This is a genomic window from Streptomyces sp. NBC_00667, assembly GCF_036226825.1.
In the GTDB taxonomy this organism is placed as follows: domain Bacteria; phylum Actinomycetota; class Actinomycetes; order Streptomycetales; family Streptomycetaceae; genus Streptomyces.
Genome location: NZ_CP109022.1, coordinates 5,362,475 through 5,379,406 on the forward strand (window position 1 = coordinate 5,362,475; position 16,932 = coordinate 5,379,406).

Consider the following 16,932-nt stretch of genomic DNA (forward strand, 5'->3'; position numbering starts at 1 on the left):
GCGTGGATGGAAGGCGGACCCGGCAGAGCCGAACCGGAGAGGACGCCCCTTCCATGGCCAAGCAGAACGTGGCGGAGCAGTTCGTCGACATCCTCGTACGCGCGGGTGTGCGGCGGATGTACGGGGTCGTGGGCGACAGCCTCAACCCGGTCGTGGACGCGATCCGCCGGACCGACGGCATCGAGTGGATCCAGGTCCGCCACGAGGAGACGGCCGCCTTCGCCGCCGGAGCCGAGGCCCAGATCACCGGCCGGCTCGCCGCCTGCGCGGGCTCCTGCGGTCCGGGCAACCTGCACCTGATCAACGGCCTGTACGACGCCCACCGCTCGATGGCCCCGGTGCTCGCGCTGGCCTCGCACATCCCCTCCGGTGAGATCGGGCTCGGGTACTTCCAGGAGACCCACCCCGACCGGCTGTTCACCGAGTGCAGCCACTACAGCGAGCTGATCTCGAACCCCAAGCAGATGCCCCGGGTGCTGCAGAGTGCCATCCAGCACGCCGTCGGCCGCAGCGGTGTCGGCGTCATCTCACTGCCCGGCGACATCGCCTCCCTCCCCGCCCCGGAGAAGACGGTGGAGCACGCCCTGGTCACCGCGCGGCCGACGGTACGGCCCGGGGACGGCGAGATCGAGCAGTTGGTCCGGCTGATCGACGGGGCGGACCGGGTCACCCTGTTCTGCGGCAGCGGCACCGCCGGGGCGCACGCCGAGGTCATGGAGTTCGCCGAGCGGGTCAAGGCGCCCGTGGGGCACGCCCTGCGCGGCAAGGAGTGGATCCAGTACGACAACGAGTTCGACGTCGGGATGAGCGGGCTGCTCGGCTACGGCGCCGCCTACGAAGCCACCCACGAGTGCGACCTGCTGATCCTGCTCGGCACCGACTTCCCGTACAACGCCTTCCTGCCCGACGACGTGAAGATCGTCCAGGTCGACATCCGCCCCGAACACCTCGGTCGGCGCTCGAAGTTGGACCTGGCGGTCTGGGGCGACGTGCGGGAGACCCTGCGCGTGCTGAACCTCCGGGTGCGCACCAAGACGGACCGCCGCTTCCTGGACCGGATGCTCAAGAAGCACGCGGACGCGCTGGAGGGCGTCGTCAGGGCGTACACGCGCAAGGTGGAGAAGCACACCCCCATCCACCCCGAGTACGTCGCCGCCGTCCTCGATGAACTGGCGGACGAGGACGCCGTCTTCACCGTGGACACGGGCATGTGCAACGTGTGGGCGGCACGCTATCTTTCCCCGAACGGCAAGCGGCGCATCATCGGCTCCTTCAGCCACGGCTCCATGGCCAACGCCCTCCCCCAGGCCATCGGCGCGCAGTTCACCGACCGCGGACGTCAAGTGGTGTCGATGTCGGGTGACGGCGGGTTCTCGATGCTGATGGGAGATTTCCTCACCCTGGTGCAGTACGAGCTGCCCGTCAAAGTAGTCCTGTTCAACAACTCGTCCCTCGGAATGGTCGAGCTGGAAATGATGGTTTCCGGCCTGCCCGCGTACGGAACCACGAACCGGAACCCGGATTTCTCGGCCATCGCCCGTGCGGCGGGCGCCTATGGGGTGCGCGTGGAGAAACCCAAGCAGCTCGCGGGGGCCCTGAAGGACGCGTTCCGGCACAAGGGGCCTGCTCTGGTGGACATCGTGACCGACCCCAACGCCTTGTCGATCCCACCCAGGATCAAGGCCGAAATGGTGACCGGGTTCGCGCTTTCCGCCAGCAAGATCGTGCTGGACGGCGGGGTGGGCCGGATGGTTCAGATGGCGCGATCCAACCTGCGCAATCTGCCGCGCCCCTGAGTCCGCAGGAGTGCGGATTGCCCCGGGGGGCATGCATCCCGTAGACCTGTTCGAGAGTACGGGTCGATTCGGAAAGGCGACACGGGGGAGGTACATCGCCGTGCGGGTGGGGGCGAAGACCGGAAAGCAGTGGAGGAGAGGGCGGCCGGTGCCGCGTGAGCCGTCCGTCGAGGGCGGCGGAGCGGTGGACGCGCCGGAGATCGTCCACAGCGTTCGCCGGGCGGACCTGAAAGCCGTGGGGGAGGTCCGGAAGTCCCTGAGGGAGCTGATGCGCCACCGGTGCCGAGCGGAGGCCACCGAGGTGGCCGAGCTGCTGATCACCGAACTCGTCACCAACGCCCTCGTCCACACCGAACAGGGCGCGGAGGTGTCCGCGTGCATCGCCGACACCCGGCTGCGGGTCGAGGTCCGCGACTACGCCTCCCGCCGGCCCCGACCGCACGTACCGACCGCCGACGACGGTACGCACGGCAGGGGACTGGTGCTGGTGCAGTCGCTGGCCGACGACTGGGGCGTGGACGCGCTGGCCCCGGGAGCGGGCAAGGTGGTCTGGTTCGAACTCGACGCGTGACGGCCGGACCGGGTGCGCTCAGGCGCGTCCGGACCGGCCCCGCGGTCGTGCCCGGTCAGCCGAATTGCTGCTCGAGGTCCTTGAGCTTGCGCTCCAGTGAGTCGAGCCGGGGGATCGTCTGGGTGTCGTCCTCTGCGGTGAGGTCGACCGTGCGGGGTCCGGCCGGGTCAGCCGATTCGGTTCCGTTCACGGCCTGCAGGGAGGGCCGGCGTCGCAGGGGCAGCTTCTCCGCTTCCGATATGGCCGGCTCCGCGCCGACCGGCGCGGAGCCCGACCCGGGAGCCAGCCCCGGCAGTTCGACCTGGCGGCCGCGCGAACGCCCGAAAGCCCTGTTCTGCCGGCCCAGCGCCTTGATGCGCGCCCGGTCGAGCCGGTTCTGATCGCGCCTGCGGTGCCGGTCCTGCTCCTTCTCGCGCTTGTCCTCCCGCACCTCGTCCACGGCCTCGTCGAGGGTGCGAACCCCCTCCAGCAGCATGAGGGACCACGCGCCGAAGGTCTCCCGGGGCGCCCGCATCCAGCGGACCATCCGGATCTGCGGCAACGGGCGCGGGATCAGGCCCTGTTCGCGCAGCGCGGCCCGGCGGGTCTGCTTGAGGGCGCGGTCGAACAGGACGGCCGCCGAGAGCGACATCCCCGCGAAGAACTGCGGCGCGCCGTCGTGGCCGCTCCCGCGGGGCGCGTGCACCCAGTTGAACCAGGCCGCCGCGCCGGCGAACAGCCAGACCAGCATGCGCGAGCCGAGCGCCGCGTCGCCGTGGCTCGCCTCGCGGACCGCGAGGACCGAGCAGAACATGGCGGCGCCGTCGAGGCCGAAGGGGACGAGGTACTCCCAGCCGCCGGACAGGTTGAGGTTCTGCCGGCCGAAGCCGACCAGCCCGTGGAAGGAGAGCGCGGCGGCGACGGCCGCACAGCAGAACAGCAGGACGTAGGAGGCCGTGCCGTAGACGGCTTCCTTGCGCCGGCGCCGCTCCTCGCTGCGCTCCCACGTGTCCTCGGCCGCGGCCTTCTCGCTCTCGCGCTTGCCGCGGGCCAGCACCGCCACTGCCGCAAGTACGCCCAGGATCAACAGGCCGCCGGGCAGCAGCCAGTCCAGCGATATGTCGGTCAGTCTCATGCGGATGTCCTTGCCTCGCGTATGCGGCCTTCCGGCGTCATAGTGGCGCAGCCGGCCGGCCGTGCACGCGGGTTTCCGGGCAAGAGGACGCCTTCGGGGGGTGGCGCGCGCCGGATAGGGTGTTGTGACTCGAACTGGTGCGCAAGTGACGTCAGTTGCGTTCGAACCAACATCACCCGCAGGGGTGGGTTGGTGGGCCCGGGGCACACCTGCGGGGTCCGTGGTGTCGCGAGGGTTACGGGACGAGGGCGCCGTCGGCCGCCGCCGCGAGGCGGGTGACGCGGTCCGCGTCGCAGGTGCGGGGGCAGGTCAGGCAGGTGTCCTCGGGGCGGATCGTGTAGAAGAGGCAGCAGCCGGCCCGGTCGCGCGTGGGCAGCGGGGAGCCGTCGGGAGCCGTGAGGGTACGGAAACCCGTGCCGGTGGGGTAGGGCGCGGCCGATGCGGGCAGCAGCGCCTCCAGCTCGGTCCTGGCCCGCTCCTCCTCCCCGAGCAGCCCGCCCACGTGCCACAGGCCCTCGACCACCTCGTCGGTCACCATTGCCCACAGGGCGCGGCGGCCGCGCCGCATGCGGGGGCCGAAACCTTCCAGCACGGGTCCGAGGTGCTCGGCCACCGCGTCCCGCACCTCCCGGCGCAGGGCGTCCTCGTCGGGGACGACCCGGGCTCCGGGGAGGGCGGCCGCCGGGTCGTCGGGAAGGCAGGCGAAACCGTCGAGCCGGACGGCGAGGCGGTCCGGGCTCCGGTGGAACGCCACGCCGGCCAGGCGCGGGACGCGGCGGTGCGAGAACCACGGGACGGTGATCAGCAGGCAGGCCTGCCAGGCGTAGCGGTGGAACCCGAACCCGGCGACCACGTCGGGGCGGGCGGGGCGGCCGTGGTCCCGGAGCACTTGGGCGGTGTCCCAGGCGAGGTAGGCGTCGAGGGCCGGGCCGCCGGCCGCGAGCTCGTCGGCGCGGGTCCATCCCGCACCGCGGGGGAGCGGCTCGTGGGGGCCGACCTCGGTGATCTCCAGGGTGGGGTGGACCTCGGCCAGGCGTCGGTAGGCGGCTGTGACGGCCGGGGTCTGGAGGGGCATGGCGGCACACCGATCGCTGATCGCTACAAGGTAAGCCTTACCTTACTAGACGGGGGTGGGCTGTGTATTCGGGAGCCGGCCGGGCGTGTCGCCTATTCTCGGAGCAGGTCGAGACCCGGAGGAGGACCGGATGTACGGAACGGCCCACGACCGGGTGCCGGCCGAGGAGACGATGCAGGCGGTGCCCGCGCAGAAGGCACGGCGGGTGCGGCGCCATTCGGTGCGCGGGCAGGTGCTGGACGCGCTGAGGGCGGCGCTGGTCGACGGCGAGCTGGTACCCGGCGAGATCTACTCGGGCCCGGCGCTGGGGGAACGGTTCGGGGTCTCCGCGACGCCCGTGCGCGAGGCGATGCAGCAGCTGGCGTTGGAAGGGGCGGTGGAGTGCCTGCCGAACCGGGGGTTCCGGGTGCTGGGGCGCAGCCCGCAGGCGCTGGCGGAGCTCGCGGAGGTACGGGCACTGCTGGAGGTTCCCGTGATGCTGAGGCTGGCCCGGGACGTACCGGCGGCGGCGTGGGCGGAGCTCCGGCCGGCGGCCGCGGCGACGGGGGAGGCGGCGCGGGCCGGTGACCTCGCGGCGTACGGGGAGGCGGACCGGGCGTTCCACCGGGCGGTGCTGTCGCTGGCGGGGAACGACCAGCTGGTGCGGCTGACGCAGGAGCTGCACCGCCGGGCGATGCTGCCGCTGCCGGGCGCTCCGCGGGTTCGGCGGGCGGAGCTGGTGGCGGATGCGGAGGAGCACGCGGCGCTGCTGGACGCGTTGATCGCGGGCGAGGTCGGGGTGGTCGAAGCCCTGGTCCGGGACCACTTCGCCGGCGCCGAGGCCTGACGCCCCCGGGCCCCGTCCGGCCCCGTCCGGCCCCGCCCGGAGCCAGTCCGGCTTGCGCACCCGCCCGGCCCGGGAGCCCGTCCGGGTGCGGCGCCGCTGCGCGAAGCGCCCCCGGCTGCGCCGGGCCCCCGGGGCTCCGCCCCGGACCCCGCGCCTCAAGCGCCGGCGAGGCTGGATTTGCCGGCCCTGCGCCTCAAACGCCGGCGGGGCTGGATGTGCCGGAGCCCCAGGAGGCCCCGCCCAGGGGTTGGCGGGGGCTTCGCTGTCGGCGCGGGCCCGGTGGTGGTGCGGGGCCCGCCGCCGGGTGCGCGGCGAGGTGCGGGCGCCCGCGGAGTCCCCGGCCAGGGGTCAGGCGGGGGTGGGGGTGAGTTGGTCCGCCAGCCATGTCGGGACGCCGCCCAGGAGGTGGAACAGGCGGCGGGCCTCCGCGCGGAGGCGAGTGGCTTCCGGTTCCGGTTCGGCTTCGGCCAGCGCCGCCAGCGCCGGGGCCGTGCCGATCAGGAAGCCGAGTTCCTCTCGGATGCGCAGGGACTCCGCGAAGCCGTCGCGGGCCTCCGCCACCTCACCGTCCCGCAGGGCCAGCGCCGCCAAGTGCCGCCACGTGAACGACAGGAGCAGCGTGTCCCCGTGGGCGAGAGCACCCGCATGCGCCCGGTGGTACGCCGGCCGGGCCGCCTCCGGGGCCTCCGCGAGGTGCTCGGCGACCAGACCGCGCCGGAAGTCCAGCAGCGGCCGGGTCCGGGACCCGAGGGACAGCAGCGCCGCCGCGCGCCCCAGTGCCGACCGCGCCTCGTCCGAGCGGTCCCGGACCCCGAGCACCGTGGCCGCGTACGCCAGTTGGCCCCGCTCGCACGCCGCCGCGCCCCGCTCGTCGTCGTCCTGGGCCACCGCCTCCGCGATCCGCAGGGCGTCCTCCGCCTCCGCCCAACCCTGTCCCGTGAACAGGCACCGCTCGACCAGCAGCGCGGTCCGCTGCACGGCGGCCCGCGCACTGCCCGCGTGCGGCGTCAGCAGGGCCGCCGCGTCGGTCCAACAGCCGCGCGAGCGCAGCCGCCATATCGCCCGCTGGAGGGGGTCGTCGCCCCCCGTGGATCCCGCACCGGACATGGCGGTATCCGCCACATTGCCCTCCCCGAAGCAATCGAGCAGCACGTCGTTGAGCCCTGGGGCGAAATGAGAGCACGGATCGACGGCTCCGGCCAAGGGGTCGGGTGAACTCTTTCACAAAGTCCGGACGGCTCGTCAGCCGTCACCCGGAGTCCTGGCGCGATTCGTACGGCGGCCGCCCGGTGGTTCACCGGCCGGGCGGGCCGCCACGGCTCAGCTCATGCGCAGTGCCAGGAAGAAGTCGAGCTTGTCCTCCAGCCGGGAGAGGTCGCGCGACGTCAACTGCTCGATTCGCCCGACCCGGTAGCGCAGGGTGTTGACGTGCAGGTGCAGCCGGGTCGCGCACCGGGTCCAGGAGCCGTCGCAGTCCAAGAACGCCTCCAGGGTCGGGATCAGCTCGGCCCGGTGGCGTCGGTCGTAGTCCCGCAGCGGGTCCAGCAGCCGCGCCGTGAACGCACGCCGGACGTCGTCCGGGACGAAGGGCAGCAGCAGGACGTGCGAGGCGAGCTCGTGGTGGCCGGCGGCGCACACCCGGCCCGGGCGGGCGGCGGCGACCCGGCGGGCGTGCCGGGCCTCCTCCAGCGCCCCGCGCAGCCCCTCGGCGGAGTGCACGGCCGCACTGACACCCAGCGTGAGCCGCCCGTCGTCGGCCAGACCGGCCGCCAGGGGATCCCGTACGGACGTCAGCAGCTCGTCGGCGTGCAGCGCCCGGTCGGGGCCCTTGTCCTCCCCGGGCTCCCCGGGAAGCGCGGGCAGCGGTACGAGCGCGATGGCCTCGTCACCCGCATGGGCCACCGCGATCCGGTCGGACGGCTCCGGCCCCGAAAGCGACGGGTCGACCAGGATCTCCTCCAGCAGCGACTGGGCCACCGGGCCGCCGGGGATGTCCCCGCCGGCCCAGTCCACCCGGGCCACGACGACCTGCCAGTGCGGGGCGGCGGACAGCCCCGGCAGGAGCACCGGCGCGGCCACCCGCAGACGGGCCGCGATCTCCGCGGGCGGCGCGCCCGTCTGGACCAGCTCCAGCACTTCCTGGGCCAGCCGGCGGCGCACGGTGCGCGCCGCGTCCCGCCGGTCCCGCTCGACGGCGATCAGCTGGGTGACGCCCTGGAGCAGGTCGAGCCGCTCGGCGGGCCAGTCGCCCGCGTCGGCCTCGACGGCCAGCAGCCAGTCGGACAGCACGCTCTCGCGCACGTCACGGTTGACGGCGCCCGGACCGCGGCCGTGTCCTCTGATCGGGAACAGGGAGTAGGTAATACCCTGGAGCGAGATCCGGTGGGGCCCCCTGCGGCCCGTCCGGACCGCCGCGAGGTGCTCGCTCGCCAGCGCCGCGCAGACGCCCGGTGCCAGCGGCTCGCCCGCCCCGGCGATCTGCCGGCCGGTCGGCGAGAGCACCCAGGCCCGGAGATCGAGGTCCGTGGTGAGCAGATCCAGCACCACGTCGGGGCCGCCACCGGCGGGTCCCGATGTCATCAGGCGGCGGTGCCGGTCCACGACGGCCGCCAGGTCCCCCGCGCGCTCTCCGGAGACCTGCCGCACCACGTATTCGGTGATGGTGGCGAAGGCGACGTCTTCGTTCACGGCGAACAGCGGCAGCCGGTTGCGCAGGCAGGCCGATACCAGGTCGTCGGGGATGTCCCCCAGCTCCGCCTCGCCCGCCGCGAGGCCGGCGACCCCCGCGCTCGCGAGGATTCGTACGAAAGGCTCGGAGTCGGCTGAATTCTTTCGCCATGCCAGGCCGGTCAGGACAAGTTCGCCTCCGGAGAGGTATCGGCTGGGATCCCTCAGGTCGGTCGTCATGACCCCGCGGACCGTCCGGTCGAGTTCTTCCTCGCCGCCCAGCAGCCGCAGCCCCAGCGCCTCGGTTTCCAGCAGTGCGCGCAGCCGCATGATGTCGCCGCCGATCTGTCTCGATGTTGCCGTTGGAAAACGGGCAGGTCGTCGCATCCTGCCTTTCATACGAATCTACAAGACGAGGGAGCCCGTCAGCCAACTCCTTCATGGTTTCGGTGACTGCACCCGGGGGACGCGCGGCTTGTGTACTGGCTTCACACCGCGTTAACGGCACGTGAACGACCAGTCGAGGGACTCTGGGCCACCTGGCTTGAAGTGAACGACACGATGAGGAAGAAGAGAGCCGCTCATGGACTTCCTTCGCCCCGCCAGCTGGGAGGAGGCGCTCGCCGCCAAGGCCGAGTTCCCCACCGCTGTGCCGATCGCAGGTGGTACCGACGTGATGGTCGAGATCAACTTCGACCACCGCCGGCCGGAGCATCTCCTCGACCTGAACCGCATCGCCGTGCTGCGCGAGTGGGAAGTCGGCGAGGACGTGGTCCGCCTGGGCGCATCGGTCACGTACACCCAGATCATGGAGAACCTCCGTACGGAGCTGCCCGGCCTCGCGCTCGCCTCGCACACGGTCGCGTCCCCGCAGATCCGCAACCGCGGAGGTGTCGGCGGCAACCTCGGTACCGCCTCGCCGGCCGGTGACGCCCACCCCGCGCTGCTCGCGGCCGGCGTGGAGGTCGAGGTGGAATCCGTGCGCGGCTCCCGTCTGATCCCGATCGACGCCTTCTACACCGGCGTCAAGCGCAACGCGCTGGCCGCCGACGAGCTCATCAAGACCGTTCACATCAAGAAGGCGGACGGCCCCCAGCAGTACTCCAAAGTCGGCTCCCGCAACGCGATGGTCATCGCCGTCTGCGCCTTCGGCCTGGCCCTGCACCCCGGGACCCGCACGGTCCGCACCGGCATCGGATCGGCCGCGCCGACCCCGATCCGGGCGAAGACCGCCGAGGAGTTCTTGAACGCAGCGCTCGAAGAGGGCGGCTTCTGGGAGTCGCGCAAGGTCATCACGCCGTCGATCGCCAAGCAGTTCGGTGACCTGGCCTCCGGCGCGGCCAACCCGATCGACGACGTCCGCGGCACGGCGAAGTACCGCCGCCACGCGGTCGGCATCATGGCTCGCCGCCAGCTCGTCTGGACCTGGGAGCAGTACCGCGGATCCGGCAACGGCCGCTCGCTCGAAGGGGCTGCGTAATCATGCGCGTCAATTTCACGGTCAACGGCCGGCAGCAGGAAGCGGACGACGTCTGGGAAGGCGAGTCCCTCCTGTACGTCCTGCGCGAGCGCCTGGGCCTGCCCGGTTCGAAGAACGCCTGTGAGCAGGGCGAGTGCGGTTCCTGCACCGTCCGTCTGGACGGCGTGCCGGTCTGTTCGTGTCTGGTGGCCGCCGGCCAGGTCGAGGGCCGCGACGTCGTGACCGTCGAAGGCCTGGCGGAGTTCGCCAAGCAGCGCGAGGCGCACGGCCACGGTGGTGGCTGCGGCACCGGCGGCGCTTGCGGCGGCAAGGGCGGCGTCACCCTGGACGAGGCCAGGCAGTGGTCCGCCAAGGGCGCCGACTCCCGGACCGGCGAGGGCGCGGAGCTCTCCACCGTCCAGCAGGCGTTCATCGACGCGGGCGCCGTGCAGTGCGGCTTCTGCACCCCGGGTCTGCTGGTGCAGGCCGACGCGCTGCTGGAGCAGAACAGCTCGCCGTCCGACCAGGACATCCGCGAGGCCCTGTCCGGCAACCTCTGCCGCTGCACGGGCTACGAGAAGATCCTCGACGCGGTCCGCCTGGCGGCCGCCCGTCAGGGAGAGGCGGTCTGACCATGGCGCAGCACACGCGTACGGTCCCGGCGGGTACGCCGACCAACGTCACCCAGAAGCACCACAAGGGCGGCATCGGCGAGTCCACGCTGCGCCCGGACGGCACCCTCAAGGTCACCGGCGAGTTCGCGTACTCCTCGGACATGTGGCACGAGGACATGCTGTGGGGCCAGACCCTGCGCAGCACCGTCGCCCACGCCGAGATCGTCTCGATCGACATCTCCGAGGCGCTCGCCATGCCCGGCGTCTACTCGGTGCTGACCTACGACGACCTGCCGGCCGAGGTGAAGAACTACGGCCTGGAGATCAAGGACACCCCGGTCCTGGCCGACGGCCGGGTGCGTCACCACGGTGAGCCGGTCGCCCTCGTCGCGGCCGACCACCCGGAGACCGCCCGCCGGGCCGCCGCCAAGATCAAGATCGACTACCGTGAGCTGCCGCTCGTCACGGACGAGGCCTCCGCCCTCGCCGAGGGCGCGCCGCTGATCCACGAGGGCCGCGACGACCACCACGCCGGTCACGTCCCGCACCCGAACATCGTGCACCGCCAGCCGATCGTCCGCGGCGACGTGGAAGAGGCCCGCAAGCGCGCCGACGTCATCGTCGAGGGCGAGTACATCTTCGGCATGCAGGACCAGGCCTTCCTCGGCCCCGAGTCCGGCCTCGCCGTACCCGCCGAGGACGGGGGCGTCGACCTCTACGTCGCCACCCAGTGGCTGCACTCGGACCTGCGGCAGATCGCCCCGGTCCTCGGGCTGCCCGAGGAGAAGGTCCGCATGACGCTCTCCGGCGTCGGCGGCGCCTTCGGCGGCCGCGAGGACATCTCGATGCAGATCCACGCCTGCCTGCTGGCCCTGGCCACCAACAAGCCGGTCAAGATCGTCTACAACCGCTTCGAGTCCTTCTTCGGCCACGTGCACCGCCACCCGGCGAAGCTGCACTACGAGCACGGCGCCACCAAGGACGGCAAGCTCACGCACATGAAGTGCAGGATCGTCCTGGACGGCGGCGCGTACGCGTCCGCTTCCCCGGCGGTCGTGGGCAACGCCTCCTCGCTGTCGGCCGGCCCGTACGTCATCGACGACGTGGACATCGAGGCGATCGCCCTCTACACGAACAACCCGCCCTGCGGCGCGATGCGCGGCTTCGGCGCCGTCCAGGCCTGCTTCGCCTACGAGGCCCAGATGGACAAGCTCGCGGCGAAGCTGGGCATGGACCCGGTCGAGTTCCGCCGGCTCAACGCCATGGAGATGGGCGCGGTCATGCCCACGGGCCAGGTCGTGGACTCCCCGGCCCCCGTCGCCGAGCTGCTGCGCCGGGTCAAGGCCCGCCCGCTGCCGCCCGAGCGCCAGTGGGAGACGGCCGGCGAGGGCGCGGACGTCCGCGCGCTGCCCGGCGGCCTGTCGAACACCACCCACGGCGAGGGCGTCGTACGCGGCGTCGGCTACGCCGTCGGGATCAAGAACGTCGGCTTCTCCGAGGGCTTCGACGACTACTCCACCGCCCGCGTGCGGCTGGAGGTCATCAACGGCGAGCCCGTCGCGATGGTCCACACGGCCATGGCGGAGGTCGGCCAGGGCGGTGTCACCGTCCACGCGCAGATCGCCCGTACCGAGCTGGGCGTCACGCAGGTCACCATCCACCCGGCCGACACGCAGGTCGGCTCCGCCGGTTCGACGTCCGCCTCGCGGCAGACGTACATGACCGGTGGCGCGGTGAAGAACACCTGCGAGGCCGTGCGCGAGGCCGTCCTGGAGATCGGCCGCCGCAAGAACGGGTCCTACCACCCGGCGTGGGCGACCGCCGAGCTGCTCCTGGAGGGCGGCAAGGTCGTCACCGACGGCGGCGAGGTCCTCGCGGACATCGCCGAGGTCCTGGAGGGCGAGGACGCGATCGACCTGGAGCTGGAGTTCCGGCACCGGCCGACCGTGCCCTTCGACCTCAAGACCGGTCAGGGCAACGGCCACGTCCAGTACACCTTCGCCGCGCACCGCGCGGTGGTGGAGGTGGACACCGAGCTCGGCCTCGTCAAGGTCGTCGAGCTCGCCACCGCCCAGGACGTGGGCAAGGCGCTGAACATGCTCTCCGTGGTCGGCCAGATCCAGGGTGGAACCATCCAGGGGCTGGGCGTAGCGATCATGGAGGAGATCATCGTCGACCCGAAGACCGCGAAGGTGCGCAACCCCTCCTTCACGGACTACCTGATCCCGACCATCCTCGACACGCCGGCCCTCCCGGTCGACGTCCTGGAGCTCGCCGACCCGAACGCGCCGTACGGCCTCCGGGGCATGGGCGAGGCTCCCACCCTGTCGTCCACTCCCGCCGTCCTCGCCGCGATCCGGCAGGCGACGGGACTGGAGCTCAACAAGACGCCGATCCGTCCGGAGGCCCTCACCGGCACCCTCTAGGACGGCGTGGTCCGGGCCGCGAGGCCCCGGACCGACCCCCACGGATCCTCCGGGCGGTGTGACACGGGAACGTCACACTTCCAGCCGCACCGCCCGGAGTACGAAGTCCGGAACACGCGGGACCGACCGCACCGCTCGCGGCCCGTCCCACCGGCACCCCCCATGCAGTACCCCGCAGTACCGCAGTACCCCGCATCACCCCAGTAACCATCGCGTCGCCTCGGGCCGTCACCCCGGGTCGTGCAGCCAAACGCACCATCCCAAATCCCGCGATCTTCAATCCCCATGCGGGTGCCCCTATGAACCTTGGGAGTTAGGCACCATGACCCAGTCGTCTGTGGAGCCCAAGACCACCGCGGAAGAGGCCGGCGACGGCACTCGTACCCCCGCCGGGCGTTCTTGGCTCGACCGGTACTTTCACATAACCCACAGAGGGTCCAACGTCGGCAATGAGATTCGTGGCGGCGTCACGACCTTCATGGCCATGGCGTACATCCTCCTGCTCAACCCGCTGATCCTCTCCGGCAAGGACGCCGCCGGAGACACCATGAGCCAGAAGGCGCTGATCACGGCCACGGCCTTCGCCGCCGCCCTGACGACGCTCCTCATGGGCTTCGTCGGCAAGGTGCCGCTCGCCCTCGCGGCCGGCCTGTCGGTCTCGGGCGTGCTGTCCTCGCAGGTCGCTCCGCAGATGACCTGGCCGCAGGCCATGGGCATGTGCGTGATGTACGGCGTCGTGATCTGTCTCCTGGTCGTCACCGGCCTCCGAGAGATGATCATGAACGCGATCCCGCTCGCGCTCAAGCACGGCATCACGATGGGCATCGGCCTGTTCGTGGCCCTGATCGGCCTCTACAAGGCCGGCTTCGTCGGGAACGGCGCGGAGTTCGCCCCGCCCGTCACCCTCGGCGCCGCCGGTCAGCTCTCCGGGTGGCCCGTCTTCGTCTTCTGCCTGACCCTGCTGGCCATCTTCATGCTCCAGGCCCGCAAGATCCGCGGTGCCATCCTGATCGGCATCGTCGGCGGAACCGTCGTCGCGGCGATCATCAACGCCGTCGCGAACGTCGACCCGAAGGCCTGGAAGAACGGCGCGCCCGAGCTCTCGGGCTCCGCGGTCTCCATGCCCGACTTCTCGCTCTTCGGCAAGGTCGAGTTCGGTGGCTGGGGCGACGTCGGCGTCATGACGGTCGGCATGATCGTCTTCACCCTCGTCCTCGCCGGCTTCTTCGACGCGATGGCCACCATCATCGGCGTCGGCACCGAGGCCAAGCTCGCCGACGACCAGGGCCGCATGCCGGGCCTGTCCAAGGCGCTGTTCATCGACGGTGCCGGTGGCGCCATCGGCGGCATCGCGGGCGGCTCCGGCCAGACCGTGTTCGTCGAGTCGGCGACCGGTGTCGGCGAGGGGGCCCGTACGGGTCTCGCCTCCGTCGTGACCGGCCTCTTCTTCGCCGCCTGCCTCTTCTTCACCCCGATCACCCAGATCGTCCCGGGTGAGGTCGCCTCCGCGGCCCTGGTCGTCATCGGCGCGATGATGATGCAGAACGCCCGCCACGTGGACTGGGCCGACAGCTCGACCGCCATTCCGGTCTTCCTGACCGTGGTGCTCATGCCGTTCACCTACTCGATCACGGCCGGTGTCGCCGCCGGTGTGATCTCCTACGTGGCCATCAAGGTCGCGCAGGGCAAGGCGCGCGAGATCGGTGCGTTCATGTGGGCGCTCACCGTCATCTTCATCGTCTTCTTCTCGCTCCACCCGATCGAGGGCTGGCTGGGCGTGAAGTAGCGGCGCGCGTGAGCGGCACCTGACCCTCCACGCATCCGATACTGGAACCGAACCCCTCCGAGGAGGCCGAACATGCTGGACATCGCCGAAGAACTCAACCGGTGGGTCGAGCAGGGTCGTGCTTTCGCCGTCGCCACGGTCGTGGCGGTCGGCGGCAGCGCTCCCCGGCAGCCCGGGGCCGCCCTCGCCGTCGACGGCGAGGGAACGGTGATCGGCTCGGTGTCCGGTGGATGCGTGGAGGGCGCGGTGTACGAGCTGTGCCGGCAGTCCCTGGAGGACGGCGAGAGCGTCACCGAACGCTTCGGCTACAGCGAAGACGACGCCTACGCCGTGGGTCTGACCTGCGGCGGAGTCATCGACATCCTCGTCACCCCGGTTCTCCCGGGCTCTCCCGTACGGACGGTGCTCGCGGCCGCGCTGGCCGCCGCCGCCCGCGGGGAGACGGCGGCGGTCGCCCGGGTCGCCGAGGGCCCGGCGGAGCTGATGGGCCGGGTGGTGGCAGTCCGCGGCGACGGCTCGTACGAAGGCGGCCTCGGCGCGCACCCCGAGCTGGATCGCACCGTCGCCGAGGAAGCCCGCGCCATGCTGGACGCCGGGAGGACCGGCGTGCTGGAGATCGGCGCCGACGGCCGGCTCTGCGGAGAGCCGCTCAAGGTGCTCGTCGAGTCCAGCGTCCCGGCTCCGCGGATGATCGTCTTCGGCGCCATCGACTTCGCGTCCGCCCTCGTGCGGATCGGCAAGTTCCTCGGCTACCACGTGACCCTGTGCGACGCCCGGCCGGTGTTCACCACGAAGAACCGTTTCCCCGAGGCGGACGAGGTCGTGGTCGACTGGCCGCACCGCTACCTGGAGGCCCAGGTCGACGGCGGGACCATCGACTCCCGGACCGTCCTGTGCGTGCTCACCCACGACGCCAAGTTCGACGTCCCGCTGCTGGAGACGGCCCTCAGACTTCCCGTCGCGTACGTCGGCGCCATGGGCTCGCGCCGCACCCACGAGGACCGCAACGAGCGCCTGCGCGAGGCGGGCGTGTCCGAACTGGAACTCGCGCGGCTCCGCTCGCCGATCGGCCTGGACCTCGGCGCCCGCTCCCCGGAGGAGACCGCGCTGTCCATCGCCGCCGAGATCGTCGCCAACCGCCGCGGCGGCTCCGGCGCGGCCCTCACGGGTGGCGGGATACCGATCCACCGCGAGGGTGCGCGGACGGTGGCGGGCCGGATCGGCTTCGTCGCCTGACGGGCGGGCGGATGCGGGCCTGCGCGGGGGTTGCGCCCTTCCGGCGTTGCACCTATTTTTACCGGCCGGTAACAGCGCCTTCCCGCAACGGAGTTGAGCGAATGCCCCGGTTCCCCGCACGTGCCCTGCTGTCCGCCTGCGTCCTGGCCGCGGCCACGCTCGGCGCGGCGCCCGCACCGCAGCCCGGATCCTCCGCGCCGCGCGAGGTGCTGTTCGTCGGGAACAACTGGGAAGGCACCGCCGATGTGCTCGCCTCCACCGGCGATCTCGCCAAGGTCGGCCGGATCAACGTGATCCCCGACAAGGACGAGCGCTTGCGGGAGATCTACCTCAACCCGGTGAAGCTCGGCTTCTTCCTCGGCATCCGCGCCACGGCGGGCGAAGGCCACGACCAGTTCGTGGACGACATGTACACCACCCCGGACGGCTCCGCGGTGGTCGCCTCCCGGCCCAGCTTCGCCGACGTGGTCTCCCTCGACGTCCGCACCGGGAGGATCAACTGGCGCTTCCCCGTGGCCGGGTACCGCGCCGACCACATGGCGCTGTCTCCGGACGGTACCCGGGTCGCCGTCTCCGCCTCGACCGCCAACACCGTGCACGTGCTCGACATCGCCACCGGCCGGCAGGTCGGCTCCTTCACCACCGGGGACAAGCCGCACGAGAACGTCTTCACGCAGGGCGGCCGCTACCTGTGGAACAGCTCCATCGGCGACGTGACCTCCGCGCTGGACGCGCCCTGGCTGGACTGGACGAAGGGCGACCGGAAGATCACGGTCGTCGACACCCAGACCTTCCGCACCGTCCGGGTGATCGACATGCGCGAACGCCTGGACGCCTTCGGCCGCCCGGACCTCTCGGACGCCGTGCGGCCCATGTCGTTCAGTCCGGACGAGTCGAAGGTCTACTTCCAGGTGTCCTTCTTCAACGGCGTGGTCGAGTACGACGTGGCCGCCGACCGGATCACCCGGATCAAGGAACTGCCCGGCAATCCCGCCACCAGCACCGACCGCACCACCTGGGTCAACGACTCGCGCCACCACGGGCTGTCGATGAGCCCCGACGGCGCGAAGCTCTGCGTCGCCGGCACCATGGACGACTACGCGACGATCGTGGACCGGGCCACGCTCACCGAAGCCGCGCCCGTGCCCGCCGTGAAGCCGTACTGGGCCACCGTCGACGGTGACGGAAGCGCCTGCGTGATCTCCGAGAGCGGCGCCGACCGGGTCACCGCCATCGACTTCGCCACCGGGACCAAGCGGGTCTCCGTCCCCGTCGGCGACCATCCGCAGCGGGTCAGGCTCGGGCACGTCCCGGCCGGCTGGAGCGGACCGGCGGCGCGCTGACCGACCGGGCGCGGGTCGT

At 71.7% G+C, this 16,932-nt stretch carries 13 protein-coding genes; 9 read left to right on the forward strand and 4 right to left on the reverse strand.

Translation table 11 applies throughout. The features are described from left to right. The first annotated feature begins 53 nt into the window (after positions 1-53). Positions 54-1,796 carry a pyruvate dehydrogenase gene (locus OHA81_RS24780; RefSeq protein ID WP_329199332.1) on the forward strand — a complete coding sequence of 581 codons (1,743 nt, stop codon included), beginning with the start codon at positions 54-56 and terminating at the stop codon, positions 1,794-1,796. Between the two features lie 268 nt (positions 1,797-2,064). After that, on the forward strand, positions 2,065-2,367 hold the full coding sequence (locus OHA81_RS24785; protein WP_329202533.1) for an ATP-binding protein: 303 nt from the start codon (positions 2,065-2,067) through the stop codon (positions 2,365-2,367). Positions 2,368-2,422: 55 nt separating this feature from the next. Here OHA81_RS24785 and OHA81_RS24790 read toward each other — a convergent pair whose 3' ends face one another. After that, entirely contained in the window at positions 2,423-3,481 is a 1,059-nt protein-coding gene (locus OHA81_RS24790; RefSeq protein ID WP_329199334.1) for a DUF2637 domain-containing protein, read from the reverse strand. Between the two features lie 235 nt (positions 3,482-3,716). Beyond that, on the reverse strand, positions 3,717-4,556 hold the full coding sequence (locus tag OHA81_RS24795; protein ID WP_329199336.1) for a (2Fe-2S)-binding protein: 840 nt from the start codon (positions 4,554-4,556) through the stop codon (positions 3,717-3,719). Between the two features lie 130 nt (positions 4,557-4,686). Between OHA81_RS24795 and OHA81_RS24800 the strand changes: the two genes are divergently transcribed. Next, positions 4,687-5,382, forward strand: coding sequence for a GntR family transcriptional regulator (locus OHA81_RS24800; protein WP_443056651.1), 696 nt, complete (start codon positions 4,687-4,689; stop codon positions 5,380-5,382). A 348-nt stretch (positions 5,383-5,730) separates the two neighbouring features. Here the strand turns inward: OHA81_RS24800 and OHA81_RS24805 are convergent, their stop codons facing one another. Together OHA81_RS24805 and OHA81_RS24810 are read right to left on the reverse strand one after the other, a co-directional pair. After that, positions 5,731-6,504 carry a hypothetical protein gene (locus OHA81_RS24805; protein ID WP_329199337.1) on the reverse strand — a complete coding sequence of 258 codons (774 nt, stop codon included), beginning with the start codon at positions 6,502-6,504 and terminating at the stop codon, positions 5,731-5,733. 198 nt (positions 6,505-6,702) lie between these two features. Further along, on the reverse strand, positions 6,703-8,379 hold the full coding sequence (locus OHA81_RS24810) for a PucR family transcriptional regulator (RefSeq protein WP_329199338.1): 1,677 nt from the start codon (positions 8,377-8,379) through the stop codon (positions 6,703-6,705). A gap of 253 nt (positions 8,380-8,632) precedes the next feature. Between OHA81_RS24810 and OHA81_RS24815 the strand changes: the two genes are divergently transcribed. The 6 genes from OHA81_RS24815 (at position 8,633) to OHA81_RS24840 (ending at position 16,913) form a co-directional block, all read left to right on the forward strand. Further along, a complete protein-coding gene (locus OHA81_RS24815) occupies positions 8,633-9,529 on the forward strand; it encodes an FAD binding domain-containing protein (RefSeq protein WP_329199340.1) in 897 nt (298 codons plus the stop codon). 2 nt (positions 9,530-9,531) lie between these two features. Then, a complete protein-coding gene (locus tag OHA81_RS24820) occupies positions 9,532-10,140 on the forward strand; it encodes a (2Fe-2S)-binding protein (protein ID WP_329199341.1) in 609 nt (202 codons plus the stop codon). 2 nt (positions 10,141-10,142) lie between these two features. Next, positions 10,143-12,548 (forward strand): xanthine dehydrogenase subunit D, encoded by a 2,406-nt coding sequence (pucD, locus tag OHA81_RS24825; protein WP_329199343.1) that lies wholly within the window; start codon positions 10,143-10,145, stop codon positions 12,546-12,548. Positions 12,549-12,870: 322 nt separating this feature from the next. Then, positions 12,871-14,334, forward strand: coding sequence for an NCS2 family permease (locus OHA81_RS24830; RefSeq protein WP_329199345.1), 1,464 nt, complete (start codon positions 12,871-12,873; stop codon positions 14,332-14,334). Between the two features lie 72 nt (positions 14,335-14,406). Further along, entirely contained in the window at positions 14,407-15,570 is a 1,164-nt protein-coding gene (locus OHA81_RS24835) for an XdhC family protein (RefSeq protein WP_329199346.1), read from the forward strand. 101 nt (positions 15,571-15,671) lie between these two features. Then, a complete protein-coding gene (locus tag OHA81_RS24840; RefSeq protein WP_329199348.1) occupies positions 15,672-16,913 on the forward strand; it encodes a YncE family protein in 1,242 nt (413 codons plus the stop codon). Positions 16,914-16,932 lie beyond the last annotated feature (19 nt).